The organism is Catenulispora sp. GAS73 (assembly GCF_041262085.1).
GTDB lineage: Bacteria > Actinomycetota > Actinomycetes > Streptomycetales > Catenulisporaceae > Catenulispora.
The window spans coordinates 15,558-36,564 of the sequence record NZ_JBGCCM010000048.1 but is presented as its reverse complement, the minus strand read 5'-3'; the positions used below and the strand labels follow the sequence as shown (position 1 = coordinate 36,564).

Here is a 21,007-nt window from a genome sequence, read left to right as displayed (position 1 = left end):
GCTGCACACGCGGCACAACAGCACCACCGGGCGCGCTACCCAGCCACCGGGCGCGACCAGGCACCACCACCGCGCACACCAGGCCGCGACCAACTGCCCCGCGCGCACCAACCAGCGCTCATCGCACCCTGAGAAAGCCGCGACCGACACCCGGCCTCAGCTCAGCGGAATCATCCGGCGAAATGTGGCGGCCTCAGACCGCCTCCCGGCCCACACCCACGTTCCGGCCGGGGCATCAGATGCTCCCCCGAGAAGCGTCAGCTCGCGGCCGGCTGCTCCCCCGAACCCGACCCCAGCGGCAGCCCGTCCTGGTACGGCAGCCCCAGCAGCTGCGCGACCACGCCGAGGTACACCTCGGCCTCGCGCGCCAGTTCGGCGGCCTCGGCGTCGCTGACGGCGTTCGGCAGGCCGGCCTGGGCGGCGGCGCGGCGGGTGGCTCCGGAGGCGAAGTACGCGGCCCAGTCCGCCAGTTCCGGGGCCTCGCGATAGAGGAGGTCCCAGACGCTGCGCGGCCGGCGGCGGGTCGGGGCTGCCGGGACCGCGCGGGCCGTCACCACGGCGGCTGAGGCGTGCAGAGCCGCCATGTGCGCGCCGCAGTAGCGGTCGTACGGGTGCGACGTCGTGACCGCCTCGGCCAGCTCGTGCACGGCCTGCTCGAACAGGTCGCGTGCGGAGCGCGAGGCGGGTCCGCGCCGGTGGCCGCCGGAGCCCATCGGGGGCAGCGGCGGCGGGTGGGCTCGGGAGCTTGTTATCGGTCCCGTGTCCGGGCTTGTGAGAGCGGCGGGCATAGTTCCCTCCCTGTACTAGTCAGGGTCCACTGATGACATGTCGGACACTCGCAGCATGTCTCTTCCACAGTGACAGGCCCCACTGACAAAAACAGGTGTTCAAGGCGGGAAATCCCCATGAACGGCCGTGGCGGTCAGTTCTCCGGGAATTTCAGCACGCGGCCGATGTGCTCCGGCAGGCAGCTGAGCGATTCGGCGACGAGGAGCCAGCCGCCGGAGGTGACGTCGTGGCAGAGCTGGAACACCTCTACGTCACCCTCCCGCCCCACGCTGGCGCGCACGCTCCACAGCTCGCGCTCGATCTCCCGGTCGCGGCCGAACACCAAGGTCTCGAACGTGCCCAGGCGCCGGTCGGTGCGCAGCAGCACCGACGGGAGTTCGCCGGAGTCCGCGCCGACCTGGATCCAGTGCGACAGGACCTGGCGCACGCGGTAGAGCTTGCCGCGCCAGATGAAATGCGCCGGCTCGCCATGGCGACGCAGTACGTCGATCAGTTCGTCATCGGTGCTCACTGCGGCACCCGTCCCATTCGCACTCATCGCAGCCTCCGAATAGCCGCCACCTCTGTCGTCCGTCCGCCCGGACCGGCCGAGGGCCGGCCACGGGCTTCCCCTCCCGCGACCACCCAGCGGGGTGGCCGATCCGGGCGTCCGGACCATCATCGAATCTTTGTTCGACTTGAGCCAGGCTACCCCCGAGAGCCACCCGCCCTCAACGGAATCGAGTCAAGGCTCGCTCAAATGAGTGAATGGATGCCGCGAGGACGATCACCACGGCCGGCGTTCGCCCTGCACCAGGCCCATGTCGCTGCTGGGCCGACCGCACAAAACCCGTCCGCCCGAGTTGCGAAAAGGAGGACGGCGGCGAAGGGAAACCCTCAACGCCGCCGCACTTTCGATGGCTGCCGGCCTCTGAAGCACCGACCCGCCGACCACCGGACCGCCCGATCCGGTCCCGTTTCACGAAGCTCTGCCGCCCCGTGTCGGCAGTGCCTCATCAAACGGGACCGGGTCTTCCCCACCGACACCCGGCCGGCCGTGCCTCCCCGACACCCACCGTGGCGCAGCCGTCGTGCCGACAGTAAGTGTGACGCATGACACCGACAGTCCTCATGGGTATTAGTACTCAGGTCCGGCTTGAGTACCTGCGCATACGTCCGACGACGGCGCTGGAGAACGCTGTTACTAAATCGCAACATACAGAACGCTGTCACACTGCAACCCAACCCACCCCCTCGAACGTCTATATGGATGATCGGATGTGCTGCTTCACGCAGCCTCCGACGCACCCGGTGGGGGTGCTAGTGGGGGTAGGGAAGGCCATCAGGCCTTGGCGGGATCCGCGTCTGTGGGGGCGCGGGTCCCGCCCCTCCTTTATGGGAACCTCTGAGGAGCCCGCTATAGAGAGCACGCCGCAGAGCCCGATTCCCCCGCAGTCTCCACGCATCTGGGTCGTTTAGTTCCCGCGCAGTCACCCTCACGGCCCACCCTGCTTTCCGCCACGCTGCGATCAAGGCCCGCGGTGGGGATGCTTTAGCCCGTGGGACGAAATCGACACCCGGCAGGCGCCCCGGCCGCGCTGCCCGCGCCGTTCGCGCCGTCCACGCTGTCCGCCGACCCGCCCCCGGCCGCCGAGACCGTCTCGGTCCTCGTCCCGCTCCTGAACGACGAGCGCCGCGTGCTGCGCTGTGTGCGGGCACTGCTGGCCCAGACCCGGGTGCCGAAGATGGACGTGGTGTTCCTGGACGCGGGCTCCACGGACCTCACCCGCCGGCTGGTGCTCCAGGCCGCGATGGACGATCCCCGACTGCGCCTGCTGATCGGCGCGCCGACCCCGCAGGGCTGGTGCGCGCACGCGCACGCCTGCGAACAGCTGGCAGTCGCCGCGCGCGGCAAGGCCATGGTGTTCGCGGACCCGGGACTGGCGCTGGCGCCGGGCGCGATCGCGGCGGCGGTGGCGGCGCTGCGCGGGCCGCAGCGGATGGACCTGGTGGTCGCGGAGGCGCGGCGGCGCACGCCGGCCGAGCGTACGCCGACCTCGGGCCCGCGGCCGTCGACGTCGGCGCGGCTGCTGGCGGTCGACAGCGAGACGTACTGGCGCGTCGGCGGCCACTGCAACGCGGCGCACGACGCACACGGCGAGACAGGGCTCTTGCGCGCGGTCCGGCGCGCGGGCGGACACGTTGCCCTGCTGGACGGACGGCACGCCATAGAGTTCCTGGACGGTTCGCTGTGGCCGCGCGAGCGCGCCGGCGTCGCGACCGTGACGGGCACCGGCGGACGCCACCCGCTGAACGACACGGAGAACTCGATCCTGCACTCGTTCACGGACACGGCACGCCGCCTGCTCGCGGCGTTCACGACGGCGCCGACGCAGGTGCGGCCCGCGACCGGACGGCCGGTACAGGTGCGGCGCGCGCCGACGCGTCCGACGACGGCGTCCGCGGGGCCGGTCGCGGACGCGGCGGCGAACCGGGCGGCGGGCTACGCGGGGAAGGCGATGGCCGAGGCGGTCGCGGCGTCGGTCTCGACATCAGGCTCGACGTCGGGCTCGGCATCGAAGGCGGCCGCGGCATCGGTCTCGGCCACGGTCGCAGCGTCCGTCGCGACATCGGAGTCGGGGCGTTGACGGCGGGCCGAGCCCCCGTCATCCCCCGTACCCGCACCCGCCACGCACACCGCCTCGTCTCCGGCTACGCTCGGGGACATGTCTGAGCTGATCTTGCTCCGCCACGGCGAGACCGAGTGGAGCCGCTCCGGCCGCCACACCGGCCTGACCGACCTGCCGCTGACCACCGTCGGCGAGGACCAGGCACGCGCCGCCGCCAAACTCCTGGCCGGCCGTTCCTTCGGCGCCGTCTACACCAGTCCCCTGACGCGCGCGGTGCGCACCGCCGAGCTCGCTGGCCTGACCGGCGCGGTCGAGGATCCCGACCTGCTGGAGTGGGACTACGGCGGCTACGAGGGGATAACGACCGACGAGATCCACCAGGACCGGCCCGGCTGGTACTTGTGGGACGACGGCGTCGTGCCCGGCGACCATGAGCATCCCGGGGAGACCATCGAGCAGGTCGGCGCGCGGGTGGACCGGGTGCTGGCGCGCGTGCGGCCGATGCTGGCCGACGGCGACGGCGAGGACGTTTGCCTGGTCGCGCACGGCCACGTGCTGCGCGTGCTATGCGCGCGCTGGCTGGGGCTGCCGGCGACGGGCGGACGCTTCTTCCGGCTGGACACGGCGGCGGTGTCGCGGCTCGGGTTCGAGCATGCGCGGCCGGTGGTGGACGGGCTGAACCAGCAGGGGTGACGATCGACCGGATCGGTCTCGGCGAGGCGGTCACGCTGGAGTTCCTCGGCCCCCTCACGATCGCGCTGGCCGGCTCGCACAGACGCGTGGACCTGGGCTGCGCCGTACTCGCCGCGGCAGGAGTCGTCGCCTTGATGCGGCCGCGCCCCACCGCCGACTACCTCGGCATGGGGCTCGCCCTGCTCGCCGGTGATGATGATGATGATGAGTGGGTAGGGCCCCGCCCTACCAGGGGGACAAACCACCCCAAAAAACGGTAAGCCGTGCGCCCAGCATCCCACCGACCAAGCCCCCACCGCCCCGAATCGCCGAAGAAGTTGCGTCGAACGAGTGAGCGGCCCGGGCGTGTCGTAGGCCCTACTTCTTGCGAGCGGTCGCCATGACCGCCAGCTCCCCCAGCACCGCCTTGGCCTCGGCGTCGATCGGCGCGGCGGCGAGTGCCGTCCGGGCCTGGTCGGTCAGCGCGGCGATGCGCGCCTCGACGTCGTCCAGCGCGCCGGTGGCGCGGATGATGTCCTGCAGTTCGGCGACGCCGGCGGTGTCCAGGTCGGGGTTGCCGAGTTCGCCGCGCAGGGTCTTGATCGCGGCCGGGCTGTCGGCGCGCGCGGCGGCCAGCGCGACCAGCAGCGTCTGCTTGCCCTCGCGCAGGTCGTCGCCGGCCGGCTTGCCGGTGGCCGCCGGGTCGCCGAAGACGCCCAGCACGTCGTCGCGCAGCTGGAAGGCCTCGCCGAGCGGCAGGCCGTAGGCCGAGAACGCCGCGATCACGTCCGGGGTCCCGCCCGCCAGCATCGCGCCGACGTGCAACGGACGCTCGATCGTGTACTTCGCGGACTTGAACCGGATCACGGTCTGCGCCCGCTGCGCCGCGCGCTCGGGCTCGTCCAGGCCGTGCGCCTGCGCCAGCACGTCCAGGTACTGTCCGGCCATGACCTCGGTGCGCATCACGTCGAAGTACCGGCGCGCCGCGGCGACCCGCTCGGGCGGCAGCCCGGTGCCCGCGAACATCTCGTCGCACCAGGTCAGGCACACGTCGCCGAGCAGGATCGCGGCCGCCGCCCCGAAGCGCGCGCCGGAGCCCTCCCACGCGGCCTCCCGGTGCGCGGCGGCGAAGCGGCGGTGGATGGCCGGCATGCCGCGGCGGGTGTCGGAGTCGTCCATGTAGTCGTCGTGGATCAGCGCCGAGGCCTGGAGCAGTTCCAGAGAGGCGGCGGCGTGGACTATGCCGTCCTCCTCCTCGGGGGTCGCGCTGTCGCCGAGCACTCCGCGCCATCCCCAGTAACAGAACCCCGGGCGCATCAGCTTGCCGCCGTCCAGGAACTCGCGCAGTGCCGTCGGGAGCGGCGCCAGCTCGGGCGACATCTCGATGAGGGCCGCGCCCTGACGGTCCAGGAACGCCGACAACGCGGCGTCTACTCGGTTACGCAAAGAGTGGCGGTCCAGGGGGTTCACGGGAACAACCATACGGCTGGTCCTCGAAGGCCCGTGTCTCGCGTCTCGGGACGTGCGGCTTCCTTGCCTTACAAAGGGCAACATGCTCAGTACGGTGGATTCATGGCACTGGGACTCCCCTCCGTGCGGCCGGATCGCGCCGCCACCGTCCGCGAGCTGCTCGCCCGGGGTGAGCGCTCCTACTCGTTCGAGTTCTTCCCCCCGCGGAACGAGGTCCAGGAGCAGCAGCTCTGGCGTGCTTTGCGGCGGTTGGAGGGCTACTCGCCGACGTTCGTCTCGGTGACGTACGGCGCGGGCGGGACGACCCGGATGAAGACGGTGGAGACCACCGAGCGCATCGCCGCGGAGACCACGCTCACGCCTGTGGGGCACCTCACAGCGGTCAACCACTCCGTCGCCGAACTGCGGCACGTCATCGGGCAGTACGCGGACGCCGGGGTGCGCAACATCCTCGCGCTGCGCGGCGACCCGCCGGGCGACCCGTTGGGCGACTGGGAGGCGCACCCCGAGGGGTTGAACTACGCCAGCGAGCTTGTGGATCTGGTGCGGGAATCGGGTGAGTTCTGTGTAGGCGTCGCGGCCTTCCCCGAGCGGCACCCGCGCTCCCCCGACTGGGATTCCGATGTGGCGCACTTCGTGCAGAAGTGCCGTCGGGGCGCGGACTTCGCGATCACGCAGATGTTCTTCCTGACGGACGACTACCTGCGGCTGCGCGACCGGGTCGCGGCGGCGGGATGCGAGGTGCCGATCCTGCCCGGCGTGATGCCGGTGACGAACGTCGCGCAGATCAAGCGGATCACGGGGCTCACCGGGCAGGCGTTCCCGGCCGAGCTGGAGCGGTCGCTGGTGGCGGTGGACGGGGACAAGGCCGCGGTGCGCGAGGTCGGCGTGGAGTGGACGACCCGGATGTGCGAGCGGCTGCTCGCCGAGGGGGTGCCGGGGCTGCACTTCATCACGCTGAACATGTCGACGGCGACGCTGGAGATCTACCGGAACCTGGGGCTCGACCAGCGGCATGTGGCGGCTACGGGGATGCCTTTGTCTGCCTGAAGTCCGGGCTCCGCCTCTGCCCCGGTCCACTCACCAGCACTGTCACCTTGTCTGATGAACGACGCCTGATCGGGCCATCCCGTCGCGCGCCGTGTGCCAGCCTGCGATGAACAGCCGAGGGGGCCAGAGAAGGAGAGGCACGTACATGCAGCCGCTGGGAGTCCGATACGCGGTTCCGGTGGACCTCGCGGCGGTCCACGCCGTCACCCATTCGGCCTACCGCCACTATGTCGACCGCATCGGCGCCCGCCCCGCCCCGATGGACGCCGACTACCCGCACCTGATGCGCCGCGGCTGCCTGTTCGTGGTCGGCAACCCGGCGATCGCCACCGTCACCCTGGTCCCCGAGGACGGCTGGCTACACCTGGACAACTTCGCCGTCGCCCCGGACCGCCAGGGCCGCGGCCTGGGACGGCGCGTCCTGGCCTTCGCCGAGGAGCACGCGCGCCAGCTCTGGCTGCCCGAACTCAGGCTCCTGACCCACGCGATGATGTGGGAGAACCAGCGCATGTACACGGCCGCCGGCTACCGCGAGTACACGCGCACCAGGCCGGCGCCGGACCAGGAGCTGATCCACTACCGGAAGGTGATCGCCGGGTGGGACCTCTCGGGACCGACGTATCTGCCGCCGGCGGCCGGGATCGCGCTGGCTGGGGCGCGGTAGGCGGACGACGGCGACCGGGCTGACCGAGTAGACCGGGCTGACCGGGCTGACAGACGCAGGTCGGCAGGCCCGAGCTCGCCCTGGAACCAGCCCGCGAATCAGCCCGCGAATCAGCCCCCGAACCCACCCGAACCAGCCCCCGAAGAACCCCCACTCCGCCGCGCGCCCCCTGGCGCCCCGGGTGGCGTGTGCCGAGCGGCCATTGACCCGGGCCGGATCTCCCTTTTGACTGGAAAGCGGTGGCATTGGCGGCTTGTGGCGGATCCCCGCCGCGCCGCCCGGACCGCCGCCAGCGAAGGAGGCGCTATGGCAAAGCAGTCATTGTCGGAAGTCCCTCAGACGCCTTTCGAAGGCACCCCGCCGACGCCCGCCGAAAGCCGGGCGCTGCCGATCGTCGTCCTGGAGCCGGAGGCCGGGAGCTGCAGCTGCGGCGGCGGCTGCAAATGCGGCTGCCAGAGCGGCGGCAACTGCGCCTGTGGGGGCGCCTGCTGCCACTGACGGACCCCGCGCGTCCGCCGCGGGCCGGTCGAAGCGGGCCGCCGGAGTTCACCTCCGGCGGCCCGTTCCCTTGTCGCGGGATAGCTGTTAGGTTCACAAAACTAGAACCTGTATCAGTTTGGCGGGAGCGTCCCGGCAGGAGGCCGTCCATGTCCGAAGCCGTCATCGTCGAGGCGGTGCGTACCCCGATCGGCAAGCGCAACGGCGACCTGGCCACCCTGCACCCCGCGTACCTGCTCGGCGAGACCTACCGGGAGCTGCTCAAGCGCACCGGCGTGCCGGCCGACGCGGTGGAGCAGATCGTCGGGGGCTGCGTCACCCAGGCCGGCGAGCAGGGGTTCAACGTCGCGCGTACCGCGTGGCTGGCGATGGGCCTGCCGTACTCCACCGCCGCCACCACGATCGACTGCCAGTGCGGCTCCTCGCAGCAGGCGAACAACCTGATGGCCTCGATGGTCGCCGGCGGCACCGTGGACGTCGGCATCGGCTGCGGGGTCGAGGCGATGTCGCGGGTCCCGATCGGCGCCAACGCCAAGTCCGGCTTCGGGCGCCCGCAGCCCGACGAGTGGAACCTGGACATGCCGAACCAGTTCGAGGCGGCCGAACGGATCGCGCGCAAGCACGGGATCACGCGCGACGACATCGACGAGCTGGGCGTACTGTCGCAGGCCCGCGCCAAGCAGGCCTGGGCCGAGGGCCGCTTCGACCGCGAGGTGTTCGAGGTCCAGGTCCCGACCCGCGAGGAAGAGCGTGACGAGCACGGCATGTGGCGCGGCGTCAGCCGCGACCAGGGGCTGCGCGACACCACCCGCGAGGGCCTGGCCGGACTGAAACCTGTTCTCCCGGACGGCATCCACACCGCCGGCACCGCCTCCCAGATCTCCGACGGCGCCGCGGCGGTGCTGTGGGCGTCGCGGGACACGGCGCGCGCCCTCGGACTGCGCCCGCGCGCCCGGATCGTCGCGCAGGTGATGGTCGGCTCGGACCCCTACTTCCACCTCGACGGCCCGATCCCGGCCACCACCGCGGTCCTGGCCAAGGCCGGGATGACGGCCGGCGACATCGACCTGTTCGAGATCAACGAGGCCTTCGCCTCCGTGGTGCTGTCCTGGTCGCGTGTGCACCACGTGGACCTGGCCAAGGTGAACGTCAACGGCGGCGCGCTGGCCATCGGCCACCCCGTCGGCGCCACCGGCGCGCGCCTGTTCACCACGGCGCTGCACGAGTTGGAGCGCGCGGACAAGGAGTTCGCGCTGCTCACGATGTGCCAGGGCGGGGCGCTGGGGATCGCGACGATCATCCAGCGGGTCTGAGAGGGCGGATTGTGACAATTCGCGGCGCGAAACGCCCTATGAGCGGCGCCTGGCGTCGCCAGGTGGCCCTTACAGCCAACCAGGATGCGGCAGGCCACCTGTCTAGCCATGCTTGCTCCTAGACCGTTTCGCTCGTTTCGTAGTCAGCCGGCGGTTCCGTATGCCGCAAATCGTCACAATCCGCCCTCTGATCACCCACCACCGGCTTGGGGCTGGGGCTTGGCAACTGACACCCGGCGCCCCACCCGCTGTCTCAGTGCTCGCATCCGCAGAACCGCCGGCGCGAGTAGTGCTGCGCGTAATCCGGCGCGGTGATGCCGTCAAGCAGGTCCGGGCTGGGCTTGGCGGCGCCGGCGGCCACGCTCAGCGGGATGGTCCCGGCCCAGTACGGCAGCGCCAGGTCCTCTTCGTCGTCGGCGACCTTGCCGTCCCGGGCCTTCAGCGAGACCTGCTCCAGGTCCAGGGCCAGGATCGCGGTCTGCGCCAGCTCCTTGCGGGTGGGTTCGCGGGATTCGGCGGTGCGGCCGGGGGCGATGTGGTCGATCAGGGCCCGCATGGCGTCCAGGCGCTCGGCCGGGTCCGAGACCACCCGGGCCGTGCCGTGGACCACGACGCTGCGGAAGGCCACCGAGTGGTGGAACCAGCTGCGGGCCAGGACCAGCGCGTCGAAGAGGGTGACGGTCACGCCGACCGGCTCGCCGTCCAGGCCGGCGAAGCGGCCGCCGGTCGAGCCGTGCACGTAGAGGCGGTCGCCGAGGCGCGCGTGGACGGTCGGGAGGGCCACCGGGGCGCCGTCGAGGACGAAGGCCAGGTGGCACACCAGCGCCTCGTCGAGGACGGCGTGGACGGCGGCGCGGTCGTAGCCGACCCGGCCCTGGTAGCGGGTGGCGGTGGTGCGCGGGGTCTTGGCGTATTCGCCCTCGGCGCCGTGGCCGAACAGGCAGGCCTCGGTCTCGGCGTCGCGGGCGGGGCGGGGATCGGCGGGGGCCTGCGTCGGGCTCTGAGTCGGGGTCGGGCTGGGGGCCGCTTGCGTCATGTTTCGTCCTAGTGCAAACTAGTCACTGTGGTAGTTCAAACAACCTCACCGGCAGCGTACAAAATCTCCGGCCGGGGCGCCAGCCAGATCGCGGCCTCGATCGAGGCCGGCATCGCCGACGGGGAGCTGCCGCCGGGCCGGGCGCTGCCACCGATCCGGGACCTGGCCGCCGAGCTCGGGGTGAACCCCAACACGGTCTCGGCCGCCTACCGCCTGCTCCGCGACCGCGGCGCGGTGGAGACCGCCGGACGGCGCGGAACCCGGGTGCGCATGCAGCCCGCCACCGCGCCGCGCAACCTCAGCTTCCCGATCCCGCCCGGCGCGAAGGACCTGGTCACCGGCGACCCGGACCGCCGGCTGCTGCCGGAGCTGGTCTTCCCCGAAGGGGCGTCGCAGCGCCTTTACTCCGGCGACATGATCCTGCCGGACCTGCTCGACACCGCCCGGGCGCGGATCGGCGCCGGCCGGGTCGCGGTCGACGACCTGCTGCTGACGTTCGGCGCCGGCGACGCCATCGACCGTGCCCTGACCGCGCATCTGCGCACCGGAGACTCGGTCGCCGTTGAGGATCCGGGCTGGGGCGCCGTCTACCGTTTGCTGCCGGCGATGAACCTGACCGCCGTGCCGGTGCCGATCGACAACGAGGGCATGACGCCGGAGGGCCTGGCCTCGGCACTGAAGCGGGGCGTGCGCGCGGTGATCATCACCAGCCGCGCGCAGAACCCGACCGGCGCCGCGGTGTCGGCGGAGCGTGCCAAGGCCCTGCGCAAGCTCCTGGCCGAGCACCGCGACGTGCTGGTGATCGAGGACGACCACGGCGCCGACCTCACCCCGCACCACGCCCTGCACACCGTGACCGGCGTCACCGAGCACTGGGCCCACATCCGCTCCCTGTCCAAGGCGTACGGCCCCGACCTGCGCTGCGCGGTGGTCGCCGCCGACGGCACCACCGGCGGCCGGATGGCCGGGCGGCTCCGGCTCGGCGCCGGCTGGGTCAGCCAGCTGATCCAGGCCCAGGTGCACCGGCTGTGGACGGACGAGGCGGTCCAGGCGCAGATCGTCGAGGCGGCCCGCACCTACAGCGAGCGGCGCGACAGCCTGATCACCGCGCTGGCGGCGCGCGACATCAAGGCGATCGGCACCAGCGGCATCAACGTCTGGGTCCCGGTCCCGGAGGAGGCGGTCGTCGTCGGCGGCCTGCTGGCGGCGGGCTGGGCGGTCGCCCCCGGCGCCTGGTTCCGCGTCGACAGCCCGCCCGGCATCCGCGTCACCGTCGCGCAGCTGGACATGGCCGACGTCGAACCGCTCGCGGACGCCCTCGGCAAAGTCCTGACAGCCTCCGGCTCCAACGGCTCGGTGTAGGAAGTCTGCGTAGGAAGCCTGTGGAGCAAGTCGGCGCAGGAAATCAGTGTAGGAAATTCGCATAATCTGTTCGCCCGTGGCGAACGCCGGTCCCTGCCGTCCCGGAGCCCTTCTCTCGCCCCCGGCCCCGACATACCGTGGCCGGGTGGGCGAATGGTGGTCGATCGAGGTCGCGGACGGCGAGTTCTCCGCGGCTTCTTGGAAGGACGCGCACGGCCGCGACCTGATCCGCACCGCGCTGGAGTTCGGCGCGGAGGACTGGGCCTGGGTCGAACGTCCGTGGGGCGTGGTGCTCGAACTCTGCTTCCCCGAGGACACGACGGTCGGCGGCTGGTCCGCCTTCCGCGAGGCGACGCTGGTGCAGGCGGCGCTGGACGCCGTGCCGGATCCGGTGAACGGCCTGCTGGTGTATCCGGGGCGCGGGGGCTCGTCGGGGGCGCAGGTGCCGCGCAAGCCGAAGCCGGCGCCCGCCGCCGCGGCGGCCGCGCTGCCGGAGCCGGACGTGCGCGATGAGGTGATCGACCTCGCTTCGACGGCAGCGGTCGAGGAGTTGCCGGTGGATCGCGGGCGGGTTGTCTATCCGCTGAGTGCTTAGTGCTGAGTGCTGAGTGCTTAGCGGTTCGCGCGTAGTACCCGCGCTAGCTCTTTCCCTTTAGCGTTCAGCACCTAGCGGTCACCGGTTGGTGCCGCGCCGCGCGATCAACGTCGCCGCCGCCAGCGCGAACCCGGCGCCGGCGACGAGCTCGTGCGAGAAGAACCGGTGCGGCTCCTCGTCCTGGATGCGGCCGTGGAAGCGGTTGACGGCGTCGGGCCAGAGCTTGCGCTTGAAGATGATGTGCGCGGGCTTGTCGAGGTCCGGCATCGCGGCCCCGGCCATGCCGAGGACCACCGAGGCGGCGAGCTTCGCGCGCCCGTTTCCCGGAGTGCGCAGCACCGCGCGCGTGATGACCCCCATCGCGGCCAGACCGGTGAGGCCGTCGGCCACCGCCACCCGCAGGAACTGCTGCTCGGTCTCCCACTTGCCCCAGTGCGGCAGCGCGTCGAGCGCGAAGTGCGACGCGACGCCGATCGCGAGGGCGGGCAGCGGGCGTCGTACGGCTGCGCCGATGACCGCTCCGGACAGGACGTGATTGGTCACCAGCATGCGCCCCACGCTAGCCGAGCGGTGATCCCGACCCCCGGCAGGCTCGCGTCAGAACCGGCAGAAGACGGCGGTGACGTCGTCGTGGAGCTTGCCGCCGTAGGCGCCCGGCGCCGCCAGCTCCTCGGCCCGCACATCGGCGACGAGCTGGCGCGGGCCGTACTTCTCCATGCCCTCCAGCAGATCGAGCCACGACCGGCCGTAGCGCTCGACGAGGCGCGTGATCCCGTCGGTCATCAGCGCGGCACGCGTAACGCCACCGAGCGGGATACTGCCGACGAGAGCTTTGTCGGCCGCGTCAGGGCGGTTGGAGGCGACCCAGAATCCTTCGTCGCTGTTACGCAGCCGACTGACGCCCTCGCGGCTGTAATCGCTCAGGTGGGCGGTCCGGTCGTCGTGCGCGACGGTGAGGCTGGCGTCGCCGTGCTCGATGACGACGGCAGAGTCGCCGAGCACGAGGTAGTCGACCGCATCGGCCGTGCAGCGCAGGATCACGACAGTGGTCGACGGGCTGTCGGGATTCCGCAGATCGCACTTGCCCTCGTGGTCGCACATCGTCGCCAAGATCCCCTGCCGCAGCACATCCGTCAGTGGCACCTGTGGCTCCCGCGCCAGCACGCTGGCGAGGTTCGCACCGAGATGCGCGACGAGCCACGGGACGTCGTGGACGCAGCCGGAGTCGACACCGGCCGGTTCGGTGGCACCGTCCAGGACGATGACGAAGCGCTCTGCGGCGAGGACGAAGTCGTCGTTGGGCCGCAGGTCGGATGCTGCCTGGCAGATGTAGGTGACTTCCATTCCCCGCGCCCTCCCTCGGGCCGACCCGATCGACGAGAAACGGTATCAGCCCGGCAACAACTCATTGGTCGATATGCTGCTATGGATATAATTCGTCAGTTATGCGAATGGCGCTGAACCACTACGTCTATTGGGCGCAAAGTTTCACTGAATAGGCGGCGGCAATCGGCGCGTTCGGCTGCGCGCACATCACCCGGCCCCGTACCGTTCCTGCATGTCGCATGAAGCAATCAACGGGGACGGGGACGAGCTGCGGGTGGCTCGCCGACTGGGGCCGGCGCCCGGCGAGCGGATGGACTGTACGGAGACTTCGAACTGCCCCGACCTGTTCGAGCTGACGAGCGGCGATTTCGCCGTCATCGGAACAGACGTGGGTATGCGCCTTCAGCTGCCGCCGGACGCCGGCTGCGCCGATACGGAGCGGGTCGTCGTGGTCCCCCGAGAAGTGCTGCTGAGCGCATTGCGCGATTTGTCAGGCAGCGTCTGATCTCGCCTCCCCGCCGAGAGCATCGGCGGCGTGGTCGCTCTGATTGGGAATCGCGCTCGTCAAACACGTGTCGCCATATGCCGCATCCACCAACATGTCGAAGGTCCACTCAGGAGAACCCATCCTGATGGTCACCTGTCGCGCCACCATCCTGGCTTCCCAGAAGCCTCGCATGGTCGAGCTGGTGAAAAGGTAGTGGAACTGCTTCCGCACGTCGTCCTCGGTAAAGAAGCCGAGGTCGTACATCATGCGCTGATGCTGAACGATCAAGTTGGCGTAGGTGTACTGCTTCGTGCACGTGGCGGACAGCCCCGTCTGGAACTCCGGCCAGACGGCGGCCAGCTCCGCGTCCTCCATGGAAAGCCGCATGAGCTCGACATGGCAGGCGCGGATGTCGGCCTTGGCGCTCCGCCGGAGCTGGATCTGAGTCCTGTCCATGGCCTGCCGCTGGGATTCGAGTTCCTGCCGCTGGAGCCGGAGCTCGTCGTATTGCAGCCGGAACGTGATGACCAGCGCGATGAACCCCAGACCCGAGAAGACGGCGTTGACCGACTCGAAGATCTGCCCCAGCGTTCCCATCTGGCTCTGCAGCCCTCGGCCAAGAACCACGGCGAGCAATGCCGTGATGCCGACGCTGAAGAACGAGACACCGACGCAGAAAGCCAGAACAATCAGCGACCCACGGCGGACCGTGAAGACGCGCCTCATGACGTCTGGCGCTTTGACATCGTCCCGATCGGCCATGAGCAGCTCCATCGACAGCTCGCTCTCGCGAGTGGTGCGACTGTGCTGAATTGGAAGCGCCGTGCCCCTGCGATCCCCGGTGGATGACGACCCTGACCAGGCAGACCTCTTGACAGGTGTGTTCCCGGTTCCGAAGAGCTTTAAAGCGTCGCGGAAAAGACATCGACCAGACGGACATCCGTCTGGTCGATGGTGCGAAGGACCGGCATCAGGTGGGCACAGACAGGTTCGAACTGCCGACCGCTCGGGTGTAAGCCGAGTGCTCTTCCGCTGAGCTATGCGCCCTCCAGAAGGCCGCCGGGGCGACCCTCAAGAGGGAAAGAGTACCCGACCCGACCCGGTCTTGCGGCACGTGATTCCCGGGCGGGAGCGCGGACGGGGCCGAGCGTCCGCCGCAGCCCCGCCACAGACCCACCACAGACCCGCCGCAGCCCCGCAGCGGACCCGCAGCGGACCCGCCACGAGCCCGCTGCGAACCCCAGTAACCGCCTCAGCCAAGCCCCTTCGGCTGCCCGTCCTGCCAGCGCATGCCCCAGCCGTACATGCGGTCCAGCTCCGACTGGAAGCCGGTGGTGAACTGCACTTCGCGCTGGACCACCAGCTCGGAGCCGTGGCGCAGCAGCATGGCCACGGCGCAGGACTTCGCGTGCGCGATCGGGTTCTCCAGCTTGATCTCCAGCGGGTTGCCGATGGCGGGGTGGAGGGTGACCTTTGCGTTGGCTCCGTCGAAGGCGCCCTGGTAGGCGAAGACGAAGATGAGGACGCGGTTCAGTTCGTCGGCGTGGTCGAGGTTGATGAACAGGTTCTCGCCGATGGCGCTGCCGCTGCGGTCGTCCTGGTCCAGGCGGATGTAGGGCGGGCGTTCGAAGTCGCCGCGGCGGTGGCCCAGGGCCTGTACCACGCCGCGCTGGCCGGCTGTGAACTCGTAGAGGCAGCCCAGGTCCAGGTCGACGAGGCGGCCGTGGCTGATCGGCGGGGGTTCCAGGCGGCGGGAGGAGAGCTTCAGGCCTCCGGTGGGGCGGGGGGTCGGGATCATCGGGAGCTGGTCCCAGATCAGGTTCACGCGCAGCGTGCCGGTGGCGGCGCCGCGGCTGGAGAGCGACTGGATCGGGCGGGCCGCGGTCATCTTCTCCACGCGGTTGCCCCCCTCGCCCTCGTCGGACGCCCTGATGATCATCCGGTTCAGGCGCATCGCTCTACCCCTCGGTGATGAAGTTGTCTGACATCCCTGTCCATCTGACTACAGTTTGCTACCCAGTGGTGGCAAGGCGGAACGTTCAGTCCGTTCTCTGGCCGAAATGGCGCTCCAGGGCGGCGTGCACGTCCTCGGACAAGGAGGTGGCGCCGGAGCGTGATTCGGCGGGGTTCTCGGCGGCCGCGGTGGTTTCCGCGGTCACCTGGTCCTCGGCTCCGCAGTCCTTGCATTGCGTGTTGCCGAGTGCGCGGACCAGGCGGGCGGAGCCGCATGCGGCGCAGTGGGCCAGGTCGGCGGTCCAGTCCCGGCCGTTCTGGCAGTCCGGGCAGACCAGGACCTGCTCGCCCGCGCGCACGCCCCGCCGCCACGGTGACGCGCCTCGGACCGGGTCGGTCTGGCGGGCGCCGCAGCGGTGGCAGGGCATGGCGTGGAGGTTTCCTATACGGGTGAGTCGCCGGCGCCTCGGCCGGCGAGTCGGATGGGGTGGGTCACACGCCGGCCGCGGTGAGGGCGGCTCGGTATTCGTCCAGCGAGCGTGCGTCCGCCAGGCCGTTGACCACGGTCCAGCGCACCACCCCCGCACTGTCGATCAGGAAGGTCCCTCGGACGGCGCAACCGCGCTCCTCGTCGAAGACCCCGTACGCGCGCGCCGCCCCGCCGTGCGGCCAGTGGTCGGCCAACAGCGGGAAGCCGAAGCCGGCTTCGTCGGCGTACGCGCGCAGCGAGTACAGCGCGTCGCACGACGCCGCGAGCACTTGGACGCGCTCGTTCTGGAAGTCGTCGACGCTTTCATGGATCGCCTGCAGTTCCGAGCCGCAGACCCGGGAGAAGGCGAACGGATAGAAGACCAGCAGCACGGCCTGCTTGCCCCGGAAATCCTCCAGGGAGACGGTCTGCCCGTGCTGGTCGGTCAGCGTGAAGGCCGGGGCCCGCTCGCCGACCGCCGGCACCGGCGGCTGCTCCGCTTCGACCTGCGAGGCCGGTCCGACCGCGCCCGGGGCCGCCGCTCCGGACCCGCCGGAGGCCCCGGACACGCCCGGGACGCCGGACGCCCCGGAGGGCCCTGAGGCCCCGGACACGCCGACAGCACCGGACCGCGCCGGACCGCTGGACACCAGACCGCCGGACACCAGACCGCCGGAGACCGAACCGTTTGAGAGATGGGTGGTGGAAGGGCCGCCGCCAGGCGGCCCGTTCGGGGAGGACATCGCCGCTAGTTCCCCGCGCTGTCGTCGACCTTGGCCCGGACCGTGGACTTCGCCAGCTTGCCGCCGGCCTTCGGGCTCACCAGGCGGGTGCCGGACCAGTTCGGGCCGGCGCTGATGCTGGAGGTCGCCGACAGTCCGGCGGTCGGGGCCGCCTCGCCGATCTCGCTGGGCTCCACGTGGCCGTCGCGCCCCACCTTGGGCGTCAGGAGCCAGATCGGACCGCCGTCGGCCAGCGCGGTCAGCGCGTCGACCAGGTTGTCCACCAGGTCGCCGTCGTCCTCGCGGTGCCACAGCACCACCGCGTCGACCACGTCTTCGAAGTCCACGTCGACCAGATCCGCGCCGATCGTGTCCATGATGGCCTGACGCAGTTCCTCGTCGCAGTCCTCGTCCCAGCCGAGTTCCTGCACCACCTCGCCCGCCTGGAAGCCCAGGCGCACCGCCAGCGGATTGGCGGCGGCCGCCGGAACCGTGTCCGCGACCGCGCCCACGGAACTGTCCTCCTTCATGTCGTTCTGCATTCCCCTAGTCCATACGCCGGAAGCCCAAGACGCAACTACCCGTCGGACGGCGAGTCCGGCGCGGTGTCGCCCGAGAGGTCCTCCACGGGGCGCCCCTCGACCACCGCGTCGGGTCCTGGGAACACCAGTCCTTGATGCCCGTCGTCGAAGCGCACCAGGTAGGGAGGGGTGCCGGCGGGCCCCTTGACGTCGATGATCTCGCCGGCCCGGTCGGCCTCGCCGACGTGGGCGGCGTGCACGTGAAGCCGGTCTCCCACTGAAGCTCGCATGTCTCCAGTTCACACCCGGCTCCCGGCGATGACCACCCCTCGGCACGCATTTATACCGATCTATAACGGTTACCATCGAGTAGATGTGACGTCCACGGCATGCGCGTTAGACGATGGTGGACGATGTAACCGAGAAGATCTACAAGATCTCTGTCTAGGTTGAAGGACGACTGTGGCACCCGGACAAGAGCGTTTCCCCATCATCAGTGACGGCCTGCCCACTCAGCTGCCGGACGTGGACCCGAACGAGACCGCGGAGTGGATCGAGTCCCTGGACTCAGTCGTCAACGAACAGGGCCGCCAGCGCGCGCGGTACCTGATGCTGCGCCTCCTGCAGGAAGCCCGCGCGAAACAGGTCGGCGTGCCCGGCCTGCGCTCCACGGACTACATCAACACGATCCCGCCGGAGGCCGAGCCCTGGTTCCCCGGCGACGAGGACATCGAGCGCCGGATCCGGGCGTTCATCCGGTGGAACGCCGCCATCATGGTGTCCCGGGCGAACCGTCCGGGCCTGGGCGTCGGCGGCCACATCGCCACCTACGCCTCGGCCGCGTCGCTGTACGAGGTGGGCTTCAACCACTTCTTCCGCGGCAAGGACCACGGCGAGTCCGGCGACCAGGTCTACTTCCAGGGCCACGCCTCGCCGGGCATCTACGCCCGCGCGTTCCTTGAGGGCCGGCTCACCGAGCAGCACCTGGACGGCTTCCGCCAGGAGACCTCCCAGGCGCCCTTCGGCCTGTCCTCCTACCCCCACCCGCGCCTGATGCCGGACTTCTGGGAGTTCCCGACCGTGTCGATGGGCCTGGGCCCGATCGGCGCGATCTACCAGGCCCGGTTCAACAAGTACATGTACTCCCGCGGCATCGCGGACACCTCGCGCAGCCACGTATGGGCGTTCCTCGGCGACGGCGAGACCGACGAGCCGGAGTCGCTCGGCGCGATCGGCCTGGCCGCGCGCGACGAGCTGGACAACCTGACCTTCGTGATCAACTGCAACCTGCAGCGCCTGGACGGCCCGGTGCGCGGCAACGGCAAGATCATCCAGGAGCTGGAGTCCACCTTCCGCGGCGCCGGCTGGAACGTCATCAAGGTGATCTGGGGACGCGACTGGGACCCGCTGCTGGCCCAGGACACCGACGGCGCGCTGGTGAACAAGATGAACACCACGCCCGACGGCCAGTTCCAGACCTACTCGGTGGAGTCCGGCGCCTACATCCGCGAGAACTTCTTCGGGGACGACGCCCGGCTGCGCAAGATGGTCGGCGACATGTCGGACGACCAGCTGCGCACGCTCTCGCGCGGCGGCCACGACTACCGCAAGGTGTACGCGGCGTTCAAGGCGGCCCGCGAGCACACCGGCCAGCCGACCGTGATCCTCGCCCACACCATCAAGGGCTGGACCCTCGGCGAGCACTTCGAGGCCCGCAACGCCACGCACCAGATGAAGAAGCTCACCAAGGCCGAGCTCAAGAGCTTCCGCGACCGGCTGCACCTGCCGATCACGGACGCCCAGCTGGAGGCGGACCTGCCGCCGTACTTCCACCCGGGCGAGAACTCCCCCGAGATCCAGTACATGAAGGAGCGCCGCGCCGCGCTCGGCGGCTACCTGCCGCGCCGGCAGATCCGCAGCAAGCCGCTGATCCTGCCCGGCGACGACGTCTACGGGCAGCTGAAGAAGGGCTCCGGCAAGCAGGCGATGGCCACCACCATGGCCTTCGTCCGGCTGCTCAAGGACCTGATGCGGGACAAGAACATCGGCGCGCGGTTCGTGCCGATCATCCCGGACGAGGCCCGCACCTTCGGCATGGACTCGCTGTTCCCGACCGCGAAGATCTACTCGCCGCACGGCCAGACCTACGACGCGGTGGACCGCGACCTGCTCCTGTCGTACAAGGAGTCCACGCAGGGCCAGATCCTGCACGAGGGCATCAGCGAGGCCGGGTCCACGGCGTCCCTGGTGGCCTCGGGCAGCTCCTACGCCACGCACGGCGAGGCCACGATCCCGGTCTACATCTTCTACTCGATGTTCGGGTTCCAGCGCACCGGCGACCAGTTCTGGCAGATGTCCGACCAGCTCGGTCGCGGCTTCGTGCTGGGCGCCACGGCCGGCCGCACCACGCTGACCGGCGAGGGCCTGCAGCACGCCGACGGCCACTCGCACCTGCTGGCCTCCACCAACCCGGCGGCGGTCGCCTACGACCCGGCGTTCGCCTTCGAGATCAGCCACATCGTGCAGGACGGTCTGCGCCGCATGTACGGGTCCTCCGAGGAGCACCCGCACGGCGAGGACGTGTTCTACTACGTCACCGTCTACAACGAGCCGTACCAGCAGCCCGCTGAGCCGGCCGGGGTGGACACCGAGGGCATCCTCAAGGGCCTGTACCGCTACGCGGCCGCCCCGGAGGGCCCTGCCGACAGGCCTAAAGCACAGATCCTGGCCTCGGGCGTCGGCGTCACCTGGGCTCTGAAGGCGCAGCAGATGCTGGCCGAGGAGTGGGGCGTGGCGGCGGACGTGTGGTCGGCCACCTCGTGGACCGAGCTGCGCCGCGACGCGCTGGCCGCCGACGAGCGCGCGCTGCTCTACCCCGAGGAGGAGCCGCGCACGCCGTACGTCACGCAGACCCTGGGCGCCACCGAGGGCCCGATCGTGGCGGTCTCGGACTGGATGCGCGCGGTCCCGGACCAGATCGCGCAGTGGGTGCCGGGCGACGCGACGTCGCCGCAGCGGTACACCTCGCTGGGCGCCGACGGCTTCGGCTTCGCGGACACCCGCGGCGCCGCGCGCCGGTTCTTCCACATCGACGCCGAGTCGGTGGTGACCGCGGTCCTGGCCCAGCTCGCCAAGCGCGGCGAGGTCAAGCGGGAGGCCCCGGCCGAGGCGGTCCGCAAGTACCAGCTGCACGACGTGCGCGCCGCGGGCGCCGGTCCGACCGGCGGCGAGGCGTAGCGCACACTCCAGGCGCACTAGAGCGCCCCGGCCGTCGGAACTCGACGGCCGGGGCGCTTTTTGTTCGGCCGGTGTGGTCGGCTCGCTCGCGCAGCCGGCGGCGGCGGGAAAACCACAGCCGCGCCTTGCGGAACCCCCCACGAGTTCCGCAAGACGCGGTGAAGTCGGCCGTCGCAACCCCCCGATCCACTGTGGGGGCAACCCTGGCTCCGCCCCACGCAGCCAGGTTGCCGC

21 protein-coding genes, 1 tRNA gene and 1 pseudogene are annotated in these 21,007 nt (G+C 70.6%); 10 read left to right on the top strand and 13 right to left on the bottom strand.

Annotated features, from left to right (window positions below):
• Positions 1–257: 257 nt before the first annotated feature.
• Both ABH935_RS44915 and ABH935_RS44910 read right to left on the bottom strand, forming a co-directional pair.
• Complete coding sequence (locus tag ABH935_RS44915; protein WP_370384123.1) at positions 258–788, bottom strand: SAV_6107 family HEPN domain-containing protein; 531 nt, start codon at positions 786–788, stop codon at positions 258–260.
• Between the two features lie 134 nt (positions 789–922).
• Positions 923–1,300, bottom strand: coding sequence for a DUF6504 family protein (locus ABH935_RS44910; protein WP_370384122.1), 378 nt, complete (start codon positions 1,298–1,300; stop codon positions 923–925).
• A 1,027-nt stretch (positions 1,301–2,327) separates the two neighbouring features.
• Between ABH935_RS44910 and ABH935_RS44905 the strand changes: the two genes are divergently transcribed.
• From ABH935_RS44905 to ABH935_RS44895, 3 genes and pseudogenes are all read left to right on the top strand, one after another.
• Complete coding sequence (locus ABH935_RS44905; protein ID WP_370384121.1) at positions 2,328–3,416, top strand: glycosyltransferase family 2 protein; 1,089 nt, start codon at positions 2,328–2,330, stop codon at positions 3,414–3,416.
• A gap of 78 nt (positions 3,417–3,494) precedes the next feature.
• Positions 3,495–4,091 carry a histidine phosphatase family protein gene (locus ABH935_RS44900; protein WP_370384120.1) on the top strand — a complete coding sequence of 199 codons (597 nt, stop codon included), beginning with the start codon at positions 3,495–3,497 and terminating at the stop codon, positions 4,089–4,091.
• A gap of 2 nt (positions 4,092–4,093) precedes the next feature.
• Positions 4,094–4,279: pseudogene (locus ABH935_RS44895) on the top strand (EamA family transporter); the annotation flags it as partial.
• A gap of 169 nt (positions 4,280–4,448) precedes the next feature.
• Here the strand turns inward: ABH935_RS44895 and ABH935_RS44890 are convergent.
• Positions 4,449–5,552 (bottom strand): polyprenyl synthetase family protein, encoded by a 1,104-nt coding sequence (locus ABH935_RS44890; protein ID WP_370384119.1) that lies wholly within the window; start codon positions 5,550–5,552, stop codon positions 4,449–4,451.
• 90 nt (positions 5,553–5,642) lie between these two features.
• Between ABH935_RS44890 and metF the strand changes: the two genes are divergently transcribed.
• The 3 genes from metF (at position 5,643) to ABH935_RS44875 (ending at position 9,065) form a co-directional block, all read left to right on the top strand.
• Complete coding sequence (gene metF / locus ABH935_RS44885) at positions 5,643–6,590, top strand: methylenetetrahydrofolate reductase [NAD(P)H] (protein WP_370384118.1); 948 nt, start codon at positions 5,643–5,645, stop codon at positions 6,588–6,590.
• A gap of 145 nt (positions 6,591–6,735) precedes the next feature.
• Entirely contained in the window at positions 6,736–7,254 is a 519-nt protein-coding gene (locus ABH935_RS44880) for a GNAT family N-acetyltransferase (RefSeq protein WP_370384117.1), read from the top strand.
• A 647-nt stretch (positions 7,255–7,901) separates the two neighbouring features.
• Positions 7,902–9,065, top strand: coding sequence for a steroid 3-ketoacyl-CoA thiolase (locus tag ABH935_RS44875; protein WP_370384116.1), 1,164 nt, complete (start codon positions 7,902–7,904; stop codon positions 9,063–9,065).
• A 253-nt stretch (positions 9,066–9,318) separates the two neighbouring features.
• Here the strand turns inward: ABH935_RS44875 and ABH935_RS44870 are convergent, their stop codons facing one another.
• Entirely contained in the window at positions 9,319–10,101 is a 783-nt protein-coding gene (locus tag ABH935_RS44870) for a pyridoxamine 5'-phosphate oxidase family protein (protein ID WP_370384115.1), read from the bottom strand.
• A 27-nt stretch (positions 10,102–10,128) separates the two neighbouring features.
• Here ABH935_RS44870 and ABH935_RS44865 point away from each other — a divergent pair, with 27 nt between their 5' ends.
• Both ABH935_RS44865 and ABH935_RS44860 read left to right on the top strand, forming a co-directional pair.
• The gene (locus ABH935_RS44865; RefSeq protein ID WP_370384114.1) at positions 10,129–11,463 is read left to right on the top strand and encodes an aminotransferase class I/II-fold pyridoxal phosphate-dependent enzyme; all 1,335 of its coding nucleotides are present in this window, start codon (positions 10,129–10,131) and stop codon (positions 11,461–11,463) included.
• 145 nt (positions 11,464–11,608) lie between these two features.
• Positions 11,609–12,058, top strand: coding sequence for a hypothetical protein (locus ABH935_RS44860; protein WP_370384113.1), 450 nt, complete (start codon positions 11,609–11,611; stop codon positions 12,056–12,058).
• 78 nt (positions 12,059–12,136) lie between these two features.
• Here ABH935_RS44860 and ABH935_RS44855 read toward each other — a convergent pair whose 3' ends face one another.
• A complete protein-coding gene (locus tag ABH935_RS44855) occupies positions 12,137–12,607 on the bottom strand; it encodes a metal-dependent hydrolase (RefSeq protein ID WP_370384112.1) in 471 nt (156 codons plus the stop codon).
• A 48-nt stretch (positions 12,608–12,655) separates the two neighbouring features.
• On the bottom strand, positions 12,656–13,402 hold the full coding sequence (locus ABH935_RS44850; protein WP_370384111.1) for a protein phosphatase 2C domain-containing protein: 747 nt from the start codon (positions 13,400–13,402) through the stop codon (positions 12,656–12,658).
• Between the two features lie 214 nt (positions 13,403–13,616).
• Here ABH935_RS44850 and ABH935_RS44845 point away from each other — a divergent pair, with 214 nt between their 5' ends.
• Complete coding sequence (locus ABH935_RS44845) at positions 13,617–13,889, top strand: hypothetical protein (RefSeq protein ID WP_370384110.1); 273 nt, start codon at positions 13,617–13,619, stop codon at positions 13,887–13,889.
• On the opposite strand, the gene ABH935_RS44840 is transcribed toward ABH935_RS44845, so the two are convergent.
• From ABH935_RS44840 to ABH935_RS44810, 7 genes are all read right to left on the bottom strand, one after another.
• On the bottom strand, positions 13,875–14,645 hold the full coding sequence (locus ABH935_RS44840) for a DUF6082 family protein (protein WP_370384109.1): 771 nt from the start codon (positions 14,643–14,645) through the stop codon (positions 13,875–13,877). The two genes, ABH935_RS44845 and ABH935_RS44840, sit on opposite strands and share 15 nt — an antisense overlap.
• 201 nt (positions 14,646–14,846) lie before the next feature.
• Positions 14,847–14,918 (bottom strand) — tRNA-Val (locus ABH935_RS44835).
• Positions 14,919–15,123: 205 nt separating this feature from the next.
• The gene (locus tag ABH935_RS44830) at positions 15,124–15,825 is read right to left on the bottom strand and encodes a Tellurium resistance (protein ID WP_370384108.1); all 702 of its coding nucleotides are present in this window, start codon (positions 15,823–15,825) and stop codon (positions 15,124–15,126) included.
• An 85-nt stretch (positions 15,826–15,910) separates the two neighbouring features.
• A complete protein-coding gene (locus tag ABH935_RS44825) occupies positions 15,911–16,252 on the bottom strand; it encodes a hypothetical protein (protein WP_370384107.1) in 342 nt (113 codons plus the stop codon).
• A gap of 64 nt (positions 16,253–16,316) precedes the next feature.
• Positions 16,317–16,778, bottom strand: a complete 462-nt coding sequence (locus ABH935_RS44820; RefSeq protein WP_370384156.1) for a peroxiredoxin — start codon at positions 16,776–16,778, stop codon at positions 16,317–16,319.
• 263 nt (positions 16,779–17,041) lie between these two features.
• Positions 17,042–17,557, bottom strand: coding sequence for a DUF3052 domain-containing protein (locus tag ABH935_RS44815; RefSeq protein WP_370348924.1), 516 nt, complete (start codon positions 17,555–17,557; stop codon positions 17,042–17,044).
• A 35-nt stretch (positions 17,558–17,592) separates the two neighbouring features.
• Positions 17,593–17,826, bottom strand: a complete 234-nt coding sequence (locus ABH935_RS44810) for a DUF1918 domain-containing protein (protein WP_194911269.1) — start codon at positions 17,824–17,826, stop codon at positions 17,593–17,595.
• Positions 17,827–17,998: 172 nt separating this feature from the next.
• On the opposite strand from ABH935_RS44810, the gene aceE reads away from it, so the two are divergent.
• Positions 17,999–20,773 (top strand): pyruvate dehydrogenase (acetyl-transferring), homodimeric type, encoded by a 2,775-nt coding sequence (gene aceE / locus ABH935_RS44805; RefSeq protein WP_370384106.1) that lies wholly within the window; start codon positions 17,999–18,001, stop codon positions 20,771–20,773.
• Positions 20,774–21,007 lie beyond the last annotated feature (234 nt).